Annotated in this window: 13 protein-coding genes; 11 read left to right on the top strand and 2 right to left on the bottom strand. The window is 61.8% G+C overall.

All coding sequences use genetic code 11. The features are described 5' to 3' along the window. Window positions 1–245: 245 nt before the first annotated feature. Both ACTJLB_RS13710 and ACTJLB_RS13705 read left to right on the top strand, forming a co-directional pair. Window positions 246–668, top strand: coding sequence for a hypothetical protein (locus tag ACTJLB_RS13710; protein ID WP_440783580.1), 423 nt, complete (start codon window positions 246–248; stop codon window positions 666–668). 132 nt (window positions 669–800) lie between these two features. After that, a complete protein-coding gene (locus ACTJLB_RS13705; RefSeq protein WP_020068357.1) occupies window positions 801–1079 on the top strand; it encodes a hypothetical protein in 279 nt (92 codons plus the stop codon). Window positions 1080–1100: 21 nt separating this feature from the next. Here the strand turns inward: ACTJLB_RS13705 and ACTJLB_RS13700 are convergent, their stop codons facing one another. Further along, complete coding sequence (locus ACTJLB_RS13700; protein ID WP_020068356.1) at window positions 1101–3449, bottom strand: hybrid sensor histidine kinase/response regulator; 2349 nt, start codon at window positions 3447–3449, stop codon at window positions 1101–1103. 323 nt (window positions 3450–3772) lie between these two features. Here ACTJLB_RS13700 and coxB point away from each other — a divergent pair, with 323 nt between their 5' ends. Genes coxB through ACTJLB_RS13670 form a run of 6 tightly spaced genes read left to right on the top strand, consistent with a single transcriptional unit; the run spans window position 3773 to window position 10062 of the window. Then, window positions 3773–4882 (top strand): cytochrome c oxidase subunit II, encoded by a 1110-nt coding sequence (gene coxB, locus ACTJLB_RS13695; protein WP_440783579.1) that lies wholly within the window; start codon window positions 3773–3775, stop codon window positions 4880–4882. Further along, a complete protein-coding gene (gene ctaD / locus ACTJLB_RS13690) occupies window positions 4879–6828 on the top strand; it encodes a cytochrome c oxidase subunit I (RefSeq protein ID WP_440783578.1) in 1950 nt (649 codons plus the stop codon). The genes coxB and ctaD overlap by 4 nt, the downstream gene beginning before the upstream one ends. Then, window positions 6825–7475, top strand: coding sequence for a cytochrome c oxidase subunit 3 (locus tag ACTJLB_RS13685; RefSeq protein WP_440783577.1), 651 nt, complete (start codon window positions 6825–6827; stop codon window positions 7473–7475). Before ctaD ends, ACTJLB_RS13685 begins: the two co-directional genes overlap by 4 nt. 12 nt (window positions 7476–7487) lie before the next feature. After that, the gene (locus ACTJLB_RS13680; RefSeq protein ID WP_131316910.1) at window positions 7488–7820 is read left to right on the top strand and encodes a hypothetical protein; all 333 of its coding nucleotides are present in this window, start codon (window positions 7488–7490) and stop codon (window positions 7818–7820) included. Next, entirely contained in the window at window positions 7793–8761 is a 969-nt protein-coding gene (locus ACTJLB_RS13675) for a cytochrome c oxidase assembly protein (protein ID WP_440783576.1), read from the top strand. Before ACTJLB_RS13680 ends, ACTJLB_RS13675 begins: the two co-directional genes overlap by 28 nt. Further along, complete coding sequence (locus ACTJLB_RS13670) at window positions 8758–10062, top strand: c-type cytochrome (RefSeq protein WP_440783575.1); 1305 nt, start codon at window positions 8758–8760, stop codon at window positions 10060–10062. The genes ACTJLB_RS13675 and ACTJLB_RS13670 overlap by 4 nt, the downstream gene beginning before the upstream one ends. A gap of 32 nt (window positions 10063–10094) precedes the next feature. Here the strand turns inward: ACTJLB_RS13670 and ACTJLB_RS13665 are convergent, their stop codons facing one another. Further along, complete coding sequence (locus tag ACTJLB_RS13665) at window positions 10095–10604, bottom strand: GNAT family N-acetyltransferase (protein WP_020068349.1); 510 nt, start codon at window positions 10602–10604, stop codon at window positions 10095–10097. 282 nt (window positions 10605–10886) lie between these two features. On the opposite strand from ACTJLB_RS13665, the gene ACTJLB_RS13660 reads away from it, so the two are divergent. The 3 genes from ACTJLB_RS13660 to ACTJLB_RS13650 all read left to right on the top strand — a co-directional run bounded on the left by ACTJLB_RS13660 (window position 10887) and on the right by ACTJLB_RS13650 (window position 14298). Beyond that, window positions 10887–11420: a CinA family protein gene (locus tag ACTJLB_RS13660; RefSeq protein WP_440783574.1), complete on the top strand. Its 534-nt coding sequence runs from the start codon at window positions 10887–10889 to the stop codon at window positions 11418–11420. 93 nt (window positions 11421–11513) lie between these two features. Beyond that, window positions 11514–13562: an NAD(+) synthase gene (locus ACTJLB_RS13655; RefSeq protein ID WP_440783573.1), complete on the top strand. Its 2049-nt coding sequence runs from the start codon at window positions 11514–11516 to the stop codon at window positions 13560–13562. A gap of 148 nt (window positions 13563–13710) precedes the next feature. Continuing rightward, the gene (locus ACTJLB_RS13650) at window positions 13711–14298 is read left to right on the top strand and encodes a hemerythrin domain-containing protein (RefSeq protein ID WP_020068346.1); all 588 of its coding nucleotides are present in this window, start codon (window positions 13711–13713) and stop codon (window positions 14296–14298) included. Window positions 14299–14310 lie beyond the last annotated feature (12 nt).

Raw genomic sequence — 14310 nt, 5'->3', positions numbered from 1 at the left:
TCCTCCTCGGTAGTACCGGGGCAAGGAGACGGACGGGCCTACGCGCTCCAGTCCGCCTGCCCGCACCCGCTGACAGACAAATCGAAACACGCAGCGCGCCGCCGGAAACGGCGCGTCTGCCTGAGCGGAATCTAAAATAGATTCGGCCACGACGATTTCAAGACCCTTTTGCGCAAATTTTTGACCTTGAAAAACACAACGGAAACCACATAGTCGTGCGAGATCAAAGTGTCGGAGAAACAGGCATGGAATTCGATTCGGACTGGCTGACTCTTGGACGGCATCGGGTCTACCTGCGCTCGCCAGGAGGCTTTCCAACGGAAGCAATGCGAACCGCCGTGGACGTCATACGCATTGCGATAGAAAACAATATGAGTGCGCGCGCAAGGCTCGTGGATGTCACGGTGCGAGAGGAAAAATCGTACGACGTATCGGTCGGAACGACCTTCGCCGAAGACCGGCTTTGCGCCCCGCAACTCGAAGCGGCAATTGCCACGGTTCTCGGTTTGATGCCCTCGCAAGTGCGGATCTTCGTGACAGTCGTCACGCAGGAAGAAGTGGACTTGCACTTCGGCGTGTACGAACGGATGCTGGCCGAGAAGATCAGTGGACTGGCGCCTATCGGGCGCATTTCCGACACCGTTGACGCTGTGCGCAGCAAAAGCTGAGCATGTTGACCGCAAAAGCCCAGCCTTAAGATTTCCTTCAGAATTGCGCGATAAATTTAATGAAAGCCTTTTGCCACGCGACACTGGCGAGCAACGCTCGCCAGACATCAAATAAAAATACGAGAGAACCCTATGCCGAAGGGACCTTCAGCCGCCGCCACCGCGACTGCCCGTGTTACTTACGCGGTTGAACTCGCGCGGGGTGCCTCGCACATCAGCAGTACATTAAGTCCAGAGACAGAAAGGCGCGCAATCGTCGAGACGATCGGCGAGTTTTGCGACCTGTACGGCGAAGCGAAGCTGCCCCTGTTCCAGAAGCTCCTCGCAGAAGAATTGCGACAACGCGGCAAGAAGGAAGCCGCGCTTGCGGTCGCTCAATTCAAGTTCGTCTGCAATTGCGCCGGGCGCTGACGCGCGGGGAGCCTACCCCGACTACTTGTCGAAACCACGCAGCATCGCACCCAATTCGTCCATGCTATAGGGCTTGCGCAGCGCTCCCCAGCGAAACGGCAGCTTGTCCACCGACGGCATCTCGTGACCCGAAGCAAAAATCACACGTAACGTGGGCCGAATCTGCGTAGCACGCTGCGCGAGTTCGAGACCGGACATGACCGGCATGGACAGATCGGTGATCAACACGTCGAATGGTTGTTCCGCGAGGAGCTGCAGCGCTTCTTGCGGCGAGCCGGTGACAGCGGGGTCGTGGCCCAGCAGCTTCAGCAGCTCGCCGATGGCCTCGGAGGTGTCGAGATCGTCGTCGACCAGCAGCAGGCGCAGACCCTTGTCAGCCGCTCCCTCCTGATTTTCGCCGGTGTCATCGTTACGGGCGAGCGGAGGGACGCCGAGTATCTGCCGGATCTTGTACGCCAATTGTTCGCGGCTGTACGGTTTGCTCAGCAATTCAACGCCAGGATCGAGCCGACCGCCATGCACGATCGCGTTCTGCGTATAGCCGGACGTGAACAGCACCTTCATGCGCGGCAACAACTGCACCGCCTGGGCGACCATCGCGGGGCTGCGCAGCGGGCCGGGCATCACCACGTCTGTAAAGAGAAGGTCTATGTGCACGCCGCTGCGCACCACCGCGAGCGCCTGCTCGGCGTCGTTGGCTTTCAGCACGCTATAGCCGAGACCCGACAGCGTGTCGACCACCGTCGATTGCACCTCCTGGTCGTCTTCCACCACCAGGATCGTTTCCGTCCCGCCGAGCAGCGCCAGGGTGACCGGCGGCGAGGTCGGCGCCTCGACCGCTTCTTCCATCGAGCGCGGCAGATAGATCTTCACGGTCGTGCCGTGTCCGACTTCGCTGTAGATCCTGATGTGGCCGCCGCTCTGCTTGACGAAGCCATACGCCATGCTCAGGCCGAGGCCGGTGCCCTCGCCTTCGGGCTTGGTCGTGAAAAACGGATCGAACGCCCGCTGCACGATATCGGGCGCCATGCCCGTACCGGTGTCGGTTACGGCGAGCATCACGTACTGGCCGGAGGGCACGTCCGGGAAGCCCGCGACGTACTGATCGTCGAGCATGGCGTTCGACACTTCCATCGTGAGCTTGCCGCCCTCCTTCATCGCGTCGCGGGCGTTGATCGCGAGATTGAGGATCACGTTCTCCATCTGGTGTACGTCGACGAGGGTATTCCACAATCCACCCGACACGACGGTCTCGATCTCCACCGTTTCACCGAGCGCACGGCGCAGCAGGTCGTCCATGCCCCGAATCGCGGCCGCAAGATTGATGACGATAGGCCGCAACGGCTGCTGGCGCCCGAACGCGAGCAATTGCGACGCGAGCTTCGCGCCGCGCTCCACCGCGTCGATCGCCTTGTCGAGGCGCTCGCGTGTCCAGCCGTCGCGTTTATGCCGGCTTTCCAGCAATTCGAGGTTGCCGCGCAAAATCTGCATGACGTTGTTGAAATCGTGCGCGACGCCGCCCGTCAGCTTGCCGATGGCTTCCATTTTCTGCGACTGCACGAGCGCGATGCGTGTCTCTTCCAGCAGACGATTCGCTTCCATGCGCTCGGTGATATCGCGCGTGATCTTCGCAAAGCCGACCAGCGCGCCGCCGTCGCGGATTGCGTCGATCACGACGTGTGCCCAGAAACGCGAGCCGTCCTTGCGCACGCGCCAGCCTTCTGCTTCGAAACGGCCGTCGCGTGCAGCCGCGGCGAGCCCGCGCTGCGGCAGTCCGCTGCCGGCGTCTTCAGGCGTATAGAAGCGCGAAAAATGCGAGCCGATGATTTCACTGGCCGTATAGCCCTTGATACGGCGCGCGCCCGAATTCCAGTTGGTCACCATGCCTTCCGGCGACAACATGAAAATCGCGTAATCGGTCACGCCGTCCACCAGCAGGCGGAAACGGCGCTCGCTTTCGAGCACCGCGTCGTGCACCGTCTTTTTGTCGGTCATGTCGCGCACGATCTCGCCATAGCCGAGAAGCGTGCCGTCCTGCGAGCGCAGCGCCGTGAGCACGACGCTCGCCCAGAATGCTTTACCGTCCTTGCGCAGGCGCCACCCTTCGCTCTCGAAGCGCCCTTCGCTACGCGCCGTGTCGAGCGCCCTTTGCGGCGAGCCCTTCGCGCGCTCTTCAGCCGTGTAGAAGATATCTAGCGGCTTGCCGACGACCTCGTCCTCGCGAAAGCCGTGAATGGCTTCACCGCCCGCATTCCACGAGCGGATGCGGCCGTCTTCGGACAAACCGATCACCGCGTAGTCGCGCAGGGATTGAACCCAGATGTTGGCCCAGTTCTGAACGATGTCATCGGGCTCGTATGCATGCGCCATTAACCTGCTCCATCGAGAATAGGCTGTGGACCTAATCTGCTTCTGGCGCGCCGCTGACGGCGCACCGCATGTTGTTTTCTACTGTTCTCGTTGTTTTGCACTTAAAGCCCAAGGCAAGCCGGTCCTTTTGCGGCTTTATGCGCATCTGACATTTTATTAGCGAACGCCTGCGATATGAAGAGTGTTTCCGTAAGACCGCCACGACGGGCGTAAGCGAGTGTAAGCGGCCTGAGCCGCTCATGGTACGCCCCAACGCCTGATCCGGCCCGGTACAGGGATTGCTAAGCCACTCAGAAACGCCCCACGAGCCAATGCGCCCAAGCATGAAAACCGGCCAAGCACCCCGAACCGATCTGCAGAGCGTTGCAGGCAGGCCGCCGCGCGGCGCGATTGCGCTCAGGGCCGCAGGCGTTTTCGCAGCCGCTTCGGCAGCCGCTCTATCCGGCGGCCTTGCGTTCGAAGCACAGGCCGCCCCGGCTCATGATGCGCTGCGCCCATCAGGCGTGCAGGCCGCGCACATCTTCTCACTCTGGACCGTCACGCTGACCGTCTGCTCGCTCGTGTTCGCGGCGGTGCTGATTGCGCTGCTCTTCGCCGTGGCGCGGGCACCGCGTGTCAGCCGCGATGCGAGCCCGGATCTGGGCTCGCTCGAGCGCCCGGAGAGACGCGTGGGCCGCGTGGTGAGCGGGGCGTCGATTGCGTCGGTAGTGTTGCTCTTCGGGCTGCTGCTCGCCGATATCACGACCGATCGCGCGCTCTCCCGACTGCCCGTCGCCGACGCGGTTCATCTGGAGATGACCGGGCATCAATGGTGGTGGGAAGCGCGCTACGCAGACGACACGCCCGGCAGCGGATTCGCGGTCGCGAACGAACTGCACGTGCCAGTCGGGCGGCCCGTCGTCATTTCGCTCAAAGCCGACGATGTGATTCATACGTTCTGGGTGCCGAATCTGCATGGCAAAAAGGACATGATTCCAGGCCGCGAATCGACAATCGAATTCCGTGCCGACCGCGCCGGCACGTATCGCGGGCAGTGTGCCGAATTCTGCGGTCTCGAACACGCGCTAATGGCGTTCACGGTGGTCGCCGAGCCTCCCGCCCAGTACGACGCATGGGTCGCGCGCCAGCGGACGCCTGCGCCGCAGCCGGTCGACGCGCTACAGGCGCAAGGCGAGCGGCTCTTTACGACCGGCAACTGCGCCGGCTGCCATACCGTGCGGGGCACGTCCGCAAACGGGGTGATCGGCCCCGACCTCACCCACGTGATGAGCCGTCCGATGCTGGCCGCCGAAACATTCGAAAACACGCCCGCCAACCTCGAGTCCTGGATCAAGGCGCCCGGCAGCATGAAGCCCGGCACCACGATGCCGGCAACCCAGCTGTCGGCGCAGGATCTGAATGCCCTTATCGCATGGATCAGAACTCTCCAATGAGCGAACGTCAATCTTCGCCCGCGCGGCCGGCCGCACATCTGGTGGACGGCCCCGCTGCCGGCCAGCAGGTCGCCGAAGCGCTTGCGCGCACATGGAGCGATTCCCCGGGCTGGCTGGGCCGGCTCTCCGCTGTCAACCACAAGACCGTGGCGCGGCGCTTCGTGATCACCACGTTCGTTTTCTTTTTGTTGGGCGGCCTCCTCGCGCTCGCCATGCGACTGCAGCTCGCGCGGCCCGGCAATCGTCTCGTCGGTCCCGAGCTATACAACCAGCTTTTCACGATTCACGGCACGACGATGATGTTCCTGTTCGCCGTGCCGGTCATGCAGGCCGTCGCCACCTGGCTCGTGCCGCTGATGATCGGCGCGCGCAGCGTCGCCTTCCCGCGGATGAATGCCTACGCCTACTGGGTCTTCCTGTTTGGCGGCGTGACGCTTTACGTGGCGTTCGTGCTGGGCGCCGGTCCGGACGCAGGCTGGTTCAGTTACGTGCCGCTTGCCGGGCCTGATTACTCGACGGGCAAGGGCGTCGACATCTGGGCGCAGATGATCACCTTCACCGAACTCGCCTCGCTGCTCGAAGCGGTCGTGCTCATTACGACGATCTTCAAGATGCGCGCGCCCGGCATGTCGCTCAACCGCATGCCCTTATTCGTGTGGGCCACGCTGATCACGCAATTCATGGTGCTGTTCGCGATGCCGGCGGTGATGCTCGGCAGCACCGCGCTGATTCTCGACCGTCTGGTCGGTACGCATTTTTACAACGCGGCGCGCGGCGGCGACGTATTGTTGTGGCAGCACCTATTCTGGTTCTTCGGGCATCCCGAGGTGTACCTGATCTTCATTCCTCCGCTCGGCTTTCTTTCTTCGATCATTCCAACCTTCGCGCGCCGCCCGATTTTCGGCTACCCGGTCATGGTGCTCGCGCTGATCATGACGGCCTTTCTCGCGTTCGGTCTCTGGGTGCATCACATGTTTGCGACGAGCATTCCGGCGCTCGGCAAGAGCTTTTTTACAGCCGCCAGTCTGATGATCGCCATCCCGTCAGGCGTACAGATCTTCTGCTGGATAGCGACGCTGTGGACCGGACGTCTCAATCTGAAGACGCCGCTATGGTTTGCGCTCGGCTTCTTCTTCATTCTCGTGCTGGGCGGCATGACCGGTGTGATGCTCGGATCGGTGGCGCTCGACTTGCAGGTACACGACACCTATTTCGTGGTCGCGCATCTGCATTACGTCTTGCTCGGCGGCGCGGTGTTTCCGCTATTCGGCGCGTTCTACTACTGGTATCCAAAAGCAACTGGCCGGCTAATGAACGAGACGCTGGGGCGCCTGCAATTCTGGCTGTTCTTTATCGGCTTCAACGTCGCGTTCTTTCCGATGCACGTGCTCGGTCTGCACGGCATGCCGCGCCGCGTGTGGACCTACCCGCACGGCATGGGCTGGGACGGCATGAACCTGGCTGCCACGGTAGGCGCGATAACGATAGGCGTCAGCGTGCTGCTGTTTATTATCAACGCGATGTACAGCTACCGGCATGGTGAAGTGGCAGGCGCCGATCCGTGGGGCGCGGGCACGCTCGAGTGGAGCACCACGAGTCCGCCGCCGCCGCACAACTTCGACGCGCTGCCCGTGGTTCACGGACGCGACCCGTTGTGGGAGCCTTCCGCGCAACCTGCCTATGTCAGCGGCCTTGCTGCCGAAGCGCGTGAAGTGTTGTCTACTACCGCGCTGGACGCGTTGCCTGATTTGCGTCTGCTGTTTCCGTCGCCTTCCATCTGGCCGTTTATCAGTGCGGTGGCGACCACCGTGCTGTTTATCGGCTCGATCTTTTCGCCGTGGGCTGTCGTGTGGGGCTCGGTGCCGGTCACGATCGCGTTGATCGGCTGGTTCTGGCCAAATCGCGGCCAGAACCAGCAAGCGGTCCAACTGGAGCAGCGGCCATGACGGAACTGCGCAAAGCGCCGGTAGACGCGATGCAAAACGATGCGGGCGCCACTCCCGTGCTGATGCTGGACGTGCGCCATCTGCCGAGCTTCGGCTTCGGACATAGCAGCCTGATGTGGTGGAGCACCATCTGCCTGATGCTGATCGAGGGGACCGTTTTTGCCATCGCGGCAATGACGTACTTCTATCTGCGCGGTCTCACTGCAAAGTGGCCGCTCAACGCCGCGCCGCCCGATCTTCTGTGGGGCACCGCAAACACCGCGATTCTGCTCGTGAGCATGTGGCCAAACCAGCTTGCAAAGCGCGCTGCGGACCGCCAGCAGCGCGTCCGCGCGCGTCTGTGGCTCTGCGTATGCCTGGCTTTCTCTGTGGGCTTTCTGGTGGTGCGCAGCGTAGAGTTCGCCGCACTGAACGTGAGCTGGTACACGAACGCCTACGGCTCGGTCGTGTGGCTGCTTCTCGGCCTGCACACAACGCACCTCATTACGGACACACTGGACACCGCGGTGCTCGCCGTGCTGCTGTTCACCGGTCCGTTCGAAGGGAAACGTTTCGTCGACGTGAGCGAGAACGCGCTGTACTGGTACTTCGTCGTACTCAGCTGGTTGCCGATCTATGCGGTGATCTACCTCGCTCCCCGCTTGTGATGGAGGTTTGCCATGCGAACCTGGCTCGCGCTCCTCGGTGCGCCTTCCGCGGTACTGGCCGCGCTGAGCGCTGACTATGCGCTCGTCACGCCCTCCTGTGCGTGGCGAACGGTCCTGCCTCTGGGCAGCGTGACCGGCACTGCGCTGCTGTTTTCAATGATCGCGACGCTGCTCGCGTGGCGCCGCTGGCGCGAGGCCGGCATGATCGCCCCCGCGACTGCGAGCGCGCTCCCCGCGCGTCCCGCAATGCTTGCGTGCGCGGCCACGTGGGTCGGCATGCTTTCGACGCTCGCACTCGTCGCAATGTGGATACCGCAATGGCTTATTTCCCCCTGCGTGCAATGAACAAATCAATGCGCCGCGCACTCGCGTTCGCCGCGTTGTGTATTCCGCCAGGCGTACACGCACATGTGTTAAGTGCCGCGGAGAGAAGCGCGCCGCCCGTGCTGCGCTGGACTTTCGAACCATGGGTCGTCGCACTGCTGGTCGTGAGCCTCGGCCTCTATGCAGCCGGCTACCGGCGCCTGCGCGCGCGCAGCCGACGCGGGCGCGGCATTCGCACGCGTCAGCTATGCGCATTCGTAGCCGGATGGCTCGCGCTCGTCGCCGCGCTCAATTCGCCACTCGACGCATTGAGCGCGGCGCTCTTCTCCGCGCATATGGTTCAACATGAACTGATGATGATCGTGGCCGCTCCGCTGCTCGTGCTCGGCCGACCGCTCGCGGTATGGCTGTGGGCCTTTCCTCCGGCGGCACGGCACGCGATAGCCGCCGCCGTCCGCACGCCGGTGCTGTACGGACTGTGGCACGCGCTGTGTGCGCCGACCGTCGCATGGCTGCTGCACGCCGCCGCGCTGTGGGCGTGGCATATGCCGCGCTTTTTTGAAGCGGCGCTCGCGTCGGCCGCTATTCATACGCTTCAGCACGCGAGCTTCCTGCTAAGCGCGCTCCTGTTCTGGTGGGTCGTTTTCGGCGAAGGCGCGCGGCGGGATCAAAGCGGCTATGCGATGTTGTCGCTCTTCACGACGATGGTTCACACCGGCGCGCTGGGCGCATTGCTGACGCTTGCGCCGGGGCTTTGGTACCCGGCGTACATCGAGTCAACCTCGGCGCTCGGCTTCGATCCGTTGCAGGATCAACAACTCGGCGGCCTCGTGATGTGGGTGCCTGGCGGTCTGGCGTATCTGATCGCGGCGCTTCTGACTGGCGCGCGCTGGCTGATGCATCGTGCGCCAGTGACGCTCATGCCTAACACGCTGGCCGCGCGGCGGGATACCACCTCATGATGCGGCGCTTCAAACTGATCGTGCTGGCCGGCACGGCGATGCTCGGCGCGTTCACGACTCCGTGTGTCACAGCCGAGCCCGCCGGCGCATCGGACCCGGCGCTCGCGGCCCTCGTAGCGCGTGGAGAATATCTCGCCAAAGCGTCGGACTGCGCGGGTTGCCACACGGCCGTCGGCGGACAAGCCTATGGCGGCGGCTTGGGACTTACATCGCCATTCGGCACGATCATGAGCAGCAACATCACGCCGGACCGCCGATACGGCATTGGCGCCTACAGTTACCAAGATTTTGCACGCTCTGTGCGCGAGGGCGTGTCGCCGGGCAACAAGCGGCTTTATCCGGCGATGCCGTATGCGTCGTTTTCAAAAATGTCCGACGACGACATGCGCGCCCTTTACGCGTATTTCATGCACGGAGTAAAACCGGCGCCCGAACCGGCTCCGCCCACCAAGCTGGCGTTCCCCTTCAATCAGCGCTGGGTGCTCTATTTCTGGCAACTCGCGTTCGCACCAACAGAACCCTATCGGCCGAAGGCCGGACGTGACGCGCAGTGGAATCGCGGGGCATTTCTCGTGCAAGGTCCGGGGCATTGCGGCGCATGTCACACACCTCGCGGGCCAGGCTTTCAGGAACGCGGCTACGACGAGTCGTCGCCCATGTATTTGACGGGTGGAGTCAACGACAACTGGTTCGGGCCGAATCTGACCGGCGATCCGGGTTCGGGACTCGGACGTATCGGCGAAAAAGATCTCGCCGCATTTCTGAAGACGGGACACGGTGCGGGTCTCGCCGCATTCGGTTCTATGGTCGAGCAAGTGGAAGACAGCACCCAATATCTGACCGACGAAGATGCGCTCGCCATGGCGCACTATCTGAAGTCACTGCCGGCGCAAAAGCCGTCCGGGAGCTATGAGCCGCATGCCCAGCCCGACTTGCCGACGCGCAACGGCAATCGGGTCGATGCGCCTCAATCCGTCGGCGCGCGGGTCTATATCTCGTTCTGCGCGCGGTGCCACGGTGTGCAAGGTGCGGGCGTGCCCAATGTATTTCCGCGGCTGGCGGGCAACCCGTCAGTGATCACCGAAGATACGACTTCTCTGATTCGCTTAATGGTGGAAGGCGGCAACAGTCCCGCGACTATCAGTGGACCACCGCGTCAAGCAATGCCGGGCTTCGCTCAAACGCTCACCAATGCGCAAATGGCGAACGTGCTTTCATGGATCCGCACCTCATGGGGCAATGACGCGCGACCTGTAACGGCCAACGACATTCAGTCGTTGCGCGAGAAAATTCACAAGTAGCGCGGCTCGCAGCCCGCGCGATCCGATCTGCATTACGCCCCGCGCGTGGTGGCTTCGCGCTGGTTGTCGGGCGCCTGTCCGTCGAGGCGCTTTTCGAAGCAGCAAGAATCGTCTTTGCCCACATACGGCCCATACGGTTCGATGCGATGGAAACCGTGTCGCTCGTAGAACTCGATCGCGCGACGATTGTTCACGTGCATGCCAAGCCATAACGCCTGATAGCCTAGTTCTGCTGCTTCTTTCTCGAGTCGCGCGAGAATGGCACTGCCTGCGCCCTCCGCGCCGGGGCGCGCATAGAGGCGCTTGATCTCGGCGATGTGCTCGCCTAACGGACGAAACGCGCCACAGCCAAGCGGCGTCGAAAAACCGGTCCTCGCAACGAGAAAGCGCGAGCGCTCAAGCGCGACGTCGTGAATGGAAAAGCGGCTCTGTCCGCCGTCGCCGGTAAACACGGCCAGCGTCGCGCTCAGTTCGTCGAGTAGCGTCTGCGCGTCAGTCGAGGACGGATCCTCGCGATTGATAACGATTGTTGGAAACATCATGTACGTCGCCTCCTTTGCCGTCGCATGCGAAGCAAAAAGAGCAAGCGCTGTACCGACGGTAAAGCGGCGCGCAAACGCTGAACGTGGGGCGAAAAAAAAGCGGCTCGCCGTGTGGCGAGCCTAACCGAACAAACAACCATGGCGTCCCGGTGAAGGGACACGTTTGTCGAGCAATCGCCGTGCCGCTGGATGAAGACAAATGCGCAACGGGTATTGCACTTGCTCGCTGACAACTGACTGGCTTATCGTGACAAACGAGCCCGGATAAACGAGGACGCAAAAATGAACATTCCCCGCAGCGTGGTTGGATTTCTCTCGTCGCGCGGTCTTGTGATCGCCACCGCCGAATCGTGTACCGGCGGTCTCATTGCATCTCTGCTGGCAGACGTGCCGGGCAGCGGCGCATGTCTCGACGTGGGCCTCGTCGTTTACTCGCCGACCGGTAAATGCGGTGTACTGAACGTGCGGTCGCAGACGATCGAAGAACATGGCCTGACGAGCGAGGCAGTCGCCCGGGAGATGGCCACAGGTGTACTCGCCCTCGAAGGGTGCTCGGCTAATATCGCAGTCTCGAATACGGGGCTCGCGGGTCCGCCGCCCAAAGGCACGGATCTGCCGGCAGGCACACAATGCTTTGCGTGGCGTTACAAGCGCCGGGACGGTGAATTCATGTTTTCCGAAACGCGAGTGTTCGACGGAGACCGCACCACTATCCGGCGAAACGCAGCGCTTTACGCGCTTTCGCGAGTCGAGTATTACTTCAATCAGTTGCCGAACGTACGATACGCTCGACCCGGTTCGCCGCACTCCGCCTGAACGCGTCGCGAACGCCGCATCGGGCTGTGTTCAACACTGGTTGCAGCGGATAAGCTGCCGCTTCCGACCGGCTATTCATAGGCGCCGCACATCATGACGCAATCATTCTTCAACTTGTACAGTCACGATTTTGCACGTGTCGCGGTTGCGGTTCCGGTGTGCCGCGTGGCCGATCCGCAATTCAACGCGCAGCAGACGCTGAAACTGGCCCGCGAGGCCGCACAAAAGGGCGCACTGCTTGTCGTGTTTCCCGAACTCGGCATATCGGCCTATACGTGCGACGACCTCTTCCATCAGCGAGCACTGCTCGACGCTTGCGAATCGGCTATCGGCGAGATCGTTGCGGCCTCTACGAGTATCCCCGCGGTACTGGTCATCGGCGCGCCACTGAAGATCGAGCATAAGCTGTTCAATTGCGCATTAGTGATTTCGAACGGCAAGCTATGCGGCGTGGTGCCCAAAAGCTACCTGCCCAACTACGGCGAGTTTTACGAAGCCCGCCAGTTCAGTGCGGCGGAGAACGCGTCGAGCTCCGAAGTGACGTTATGCGGACAGCATGCGCCCTTCGGCGCGTCATTGCTGTTCGACGTCCCGCACGCGCCACTCTTTCGCTTCCACGTAGAAATATGCGAGGACGTATGGGTTCCCGTGCCGCCGTCGTCGTTTGCGGCGCTCGCGGGTGCAACGGTGCTCGTCAATCTTTCGGCATCGAATATCGTGATCGGCAAGTCCGGTTATCGGCACCAACTCGTCGGGCAGCAATCCGCGCGATGCCTGTCCGCGTATCTATATTCGTCCGCGGGCCGCGGCGAATCTACAACCGATCTCGCATGGGACGGCCAGGCGCTGATCTACGAAAACGGCGAACTGCTCGCCGAATCCGAGCGTTTCGTCGACACGTCCCATGTGATTTACGGCGACATCGACCTTGAACGGCTGTCGCGCGAACGGATGAGGCAAACCACTTTCGGTCAGTCCACGCGCCGCCACGCAAACGAGGTCGGCAAATTCCAGGTGATCAGCGTGCCGGCTTCGCTGCCCGATGCGGAGCATTTGCCGCTCATGCGTTCAATCAACCGTTTCCCGTATGTGCCGTCAAATCCCGCGACACGCGATGAACGCTGCGCCGAGGTCTACAACATTCAGGTGCAGGGGCTGCTGCAAAGACTCGGCGCGGCTGGAATTTCAAAAGTGGTAATTGGTGTCTCGGGCGGCCTCGATTCCACGCAGGCATTGCTCGTATGCGCAAAAGCCATGGACCGGTTGAAGCTGCCGCGCTCGAATATTCTCGGTTACACGATGCCGGGCTTTGCGACCAGCAGCCGCACACTCCAACAGGCGAAAGATCTGATGCAAGCCGTGGGCTGTTCGATGGAGGAAATCGACATACGCCCGAGCTGCATGCAAATGCTTCACGACTTGCACCATCCGTTTGCGTCGGGCGAAAAACAATACGACGTCACATTCGAAAACGTTCAGGCGGGCGAGCGCACCAGCCACCTTTTCAGGCTCGCCAATTTCCATCAGGCAATTGTGATCGGCACAGGCGACCTGAGCGAACTGGCGCTCGGGTGGTGCACCTATGGCGTGGGCGATCACATGTCGCATTACAGCGTCAACGCGAGCGTGCCGAAGACGCTGATTACGCATCTGGTGCGCTGGGTCGCCGAGTCGGGCCAAGTCGGCGACGCGGGCTCGCATGTGCTGGAGCAGGTACTGGCGACCGAGATCAGCCCGGAACTGGTGCCCGGCAAGGTCGACAAAGTCATCGACCAGAAGACCGAAAGCATTATCGGTCCGTATGAGTTGCAGGACTTCAACCTCTATTACCTGTTGCGCTTCGGCTTTTCACCGTCGAAGGTCGCGTTCCTCGCGCATTGCGCATGGGCCGACCGCGAGCGCGGCGTCTGGCCGGCGGGTCAACATGTGGCGCGCAACGAATACACGCTTGGCGACATCAAGCGCAATCTGGCGATTTTCGCCGAGCGCTTTTTTCACACCAGCCAGTTCAAGCGCTCCTGCATTCCGAATGCTCCCAAGGTTGGATCGGGCGGCTCCTTGTCGCCGCGCGGCGACTGGCGTGCACCGAGCGACAGCGAGGCAACGGTCTGGTTGCGAGACATCGAAAGGATTCCCGGCTAGCGGGACGTTGCAGGTATGGCGAATGCGGTGTGTGGCGCATCCGCGAGCGCCCGCATGCCGGATTCGCGTGCTCATGTGCATGTCGACTTCGCGTGCAGACAATCCCCACAAACCGACGCGCGGCGCCGCGTCATTCTGGAGAACTGCCATGCCCGATACCAATTCGTCGATGTCTCCCACCATTACCGCGATGATCCGGCTCGATCATATGCATGTACTTGCCGCGTTTCATCGTTATCACACAGACACGCCGTGGTGGCGCAAGCGCGCAATCGTTAATTCCGTTTGTGCCGCACTTGAAATTCACGCGCAACTCGAAGAAGAAATCTTCTATCCGGCATTGGCCGGTGTAATGAGCGAGGATAAAACGCTCGAAAAGAGCCAGCCCGAACACGACGAAATGCGCGCCACAATCGCAAAGCTACGCGCAAGCGGACCCGAGGATGCCGCATACGACGGTCTTTTTCAGCAACTGATGCGCGAGGTCATGCATCACGTGGCCGACGAAGAAACCGTACTGCTGCCTGCCGCTGAGCGGGCCTTGAAAGGCGAGCTGCGTTCGCTCGGCTCAAAAATGACGCGCCGTAGAATGCAGCTTCTTGGTGAGCGTCCGCGGGAAATTGCAGTGAATACCGCAGGTACATTCCCGATTGCGACTTTCCTGCTCGGATCTCTGCTCGTGATTGGCGCGACGCAATGCTTGCCGAAGTCGCGCAGATCGCGCTACGCCGATTGACCGCGCTGAAAG

Source organism: Paraburkholderia sp. 22098, from assembly GCF_052045935.1.
Taxonomy (GTDB): domain Bacteria; phylum Pseudomonadota; class Gammaproteobacteria; order Burkholderiales; family Burkholderiaceae; genus Paraburkholderia; species Paraburkholderia caledonica.
This window is presented reverse-complemented; position numbering and strand designations above follow the sequence as displayed.